The sequence below is a fragment of the Massilia arenae genome (assembly GCF_008014745.1).
GTDB lineage: Bacteria > Pseudomonadota > Gammaproteobacteria > Burkholderiales > Burkholderiaceae_D > Telluria > Telluria arenae.
Window position 1 is genome coordinate 1 of record NZ_VPFD01000058.1, and the last position, 2,316, is coordinate 2,316.

General features: G+C 57.9%; 3 protein-coding genes. 1 reads left to right on the forward strand and 2 read right to left on the reverse strand.

Features of this window, described 5'->3' with window-relative positions:
- Positions 1-436: 436 nt before the first annotated feature.
- Positions 437-1,063, reverse strand: coding sequence for a type 1 glutamine amidotransferase family protein (locus tag FVD38_RS26235; protein ID WP_147937484.1), 627 nt, complete (start codon positions 1,061-1,063; stop codon positions 437-439).
- The gene (locus FVD38_RS26240) at positions 1,060-1,863 is read right to left on the reverse strand and encodes a LysR substrate-binding domain-containing protein (protein ID WP_147937485.1); all 804 of its coding nucleotides are present in this window, start codon (positions 1,861-1,863) and stop codon (positions 1,060-1,062) included. Before FVD38_RS26240 ends, FVD38_RS26235 begins: the two co-directional genes overlap by 4 nt.
- A gap of 76 nt (positions 1,864-1,939) precedes the next feature.
- Here FVD38_RS26240 and FVD38_RS26245 point away from each other — a divergent pair, with 76 nt between their 5' ends.
- Complete coding sequence (locus tag FVD38_RS26245; RefSeq protein WP_147937486.1) at positions 1,940-2,221, forward strand: cyclase; 282 nt, start codon at positions 1,940-1,942, stop codon at positions 2,219-2,221.
- The last annotated feature ends 95 nt before the right edge of the window (positions 2,222-2,316 follow it).

The window sequence follows — 2,316 nt, forward strand, 5'->3', positions numbered from 1 at the left end:
GGATCAAACTCTTCAGTTCAATCTCTGTTTGTTGACTCTTTCGAGTCACCCTGCATTGCTGCAGGGGTCGCTCACTCAAAATACTGACCGTTACTCATTGCTGAGCAACGTATTTCTTTTTTGTGAACATTTGATAATTTAAGTAATCAAGAACCGAAGCTCTTGGCACCTTCATCAAACGCCCACACTTATCGACTGTTAATTTTTAAAGAACTTTATTCGGTACTGCATCTGCCGTTTGCTTCGAATCGTTTTGTTCGTCAGCAGCAGAGAAGAGAGAGTATGAAGCGTTTTTTAAATCTCGTCAACCCTCTTTTTTCTTCACTCTTCGCTGTCACATCCGTTTCGGGACATGTCTGCGTCGAGGGACAGGACTATAGCAAACGCATGACGCGCCCGCAAGCCCAGTTTTGGCAACGCCGCCGGTACAGTCGACCTACTCCGGCGACATCGACGCGACCAGCTCGTGATACCACCGCTCCTGGCGCGTCTTGTGCAGGCGATACCAGGCCCTGGTTGTCTCCGGGCGCCAGACCTTCAGCATCTTCAGCACCTCATACGAAAACTCGAGCGGCGCCAAACCGGTAGCTGTGATCAGGTTGCCGCCTCGCACCGCAGCCTCTTTGCGATACAGGGCCTCTCCCCGGTAACCGGGGCATGCCTGTTTCAGAAAACCGAGGTCATTCGAGGTGTGGCGCCGCGTATCCAGGGCGCCGACACTCGCCAGCCCGACCGTGGCGCCGCAGATCGCCGCGACCTGGTGCCCGTGGTCGAGGGCATCGCGGGCAAATGCCAGGATCGGCTTGGCCTGCGGCGCATCCCAGACGTCGGCGCCTGGCAATAGCAGCACATCCCCTTCCTGCAGCCGGACCGCATCGAGCGTCACATCCGGCATATAGCGCACGCCTCCCATACTGTCGATGGCGTCGCGGGTAAGGCCGACCTTGAGCAAACTAAAATCCATTGCAGGATCGGCGAAGAACCTGCGGCTATGCAGCTCCGCGGTGAGGTAAGCGATCTCCCAATCCGCCATGGTATCAACCACCACAAGATACAGTTTCATCGCGACTCCTCATTGGATGGCCGGGCAGTATAGCCGCTGCCAGCCGCCTGGCTGCGTAGCCATGCGGTGAACTCGCGTACCTCTTCAGTTATCACGGCGTCGCGCGGCAGGACGAGAAAATACGCAGCGCCGGCGGGAATGCTCGTGGATCCAATCCGGCACAGCGCCTTCGCCGCAAGGGCATCGGCCACGAGCCAGCTGCGCGCGAGCGCCACGCCTTGCCCGTTTTCGGCCGCCTGGACGGCAAGGGCTGAATCGCGATAGACGGCGCCGAATGTGCAATTCGTTTCGGCCACCTCATGCTGCTCGAACCAGGCAGTCCACGGATGAAAATCGTCGCGCAAAAGGGTGGCGCGTGGCAAATCTTCGTTCGCATGAATGCCATGTTCGCGAATATAGCCCGGGCTCGCAACCGGAAACAGGCACTCGTCGAAAAGCAGCTCGCTGCGCACACCGGGCCACTGCCCACTACCGTAACGTATGCCGAGACGCGCGCCGGATGCGCCCAGGTCGACCAGCGCCTGGGTCGACGAAATGTCGACGTCGATATCCGGATGACGCAGAAAGAAATCGCCGATGCGGGGAAGCAGCCAGCGCGCGGCAAAGGAAGGCAGCACATTGATGCGCAGTCGGCGGGCGTCGGCATGACGCAGCGCTTCCGCTACAACGGACAGCTGCTGCAATACCGGCCGCACGACGGCCAGGAACTGCTGGCCCGCGGGAGTCAGCGCGATGTCGCGGCGCGAGCGGTCGATCAAGGACGTGCGCAGCGACGAATTGAGCTTGTGAATCTCATTCATGATTCGGTGAGTATAAAGCGCTTTTTCTCAAGGGCATCCGCTGATATAACATGAGGCTTGTTCACGGAGATCATTAATGAAGCCGCCGCATCTGCTCACCCATATTCCTGATCCCGACGCCGAACCCTATACACCAGATCCGCGTTCGGCATGGCGTGTAAAGCTGGCTTTTCGGGTCGACTTCACCAATGGCGGGCACGTCGAAGGAGAGGACTTTCTGCTGGATATACCCGGCCGGGATCTCTCCACCGAACGTGCGGCCGAGATTCTGGTGTCGTCCATGAATCTGTTGAGGGCCGGACCGGTGACCATCCGGTCGATGCACATCGTTCGTCGTGGCGAACACGACGATTTGTAAGCCACAAAGCAAAAAACCCCACCAGGATCACCTGGTGGGGTTTTTCTATATAACTAGCCTGACGATAACCTACTTTCACACTGGTTGCAGCACTA

Excerpts from the sequence above, each read along its gene's own strand:
- FVD38_RS26240 (WP_147937485.1), bottom strand. The coding sequence starts at position 1,863 with ATGAATGAGATTCACAAGCTCAATTCGTCGCTGCGCACGTCCTTGATC.
- FVD38_RS26235 (WP_147937484.1), bottom strand. The coding sequence starts at position 1,063 with ATGAAACTGTATCTTGTGGTGGTTGATACCATGGCGGATTGGGAGATC.
- FVD38_RS26245 (WP_147937486.1), top strand. The coding sequence starts at position 1,940 with ATGAAGCCGCCGCATCTGCTCACCCATATTCCTGATCCCGACGCCGAA.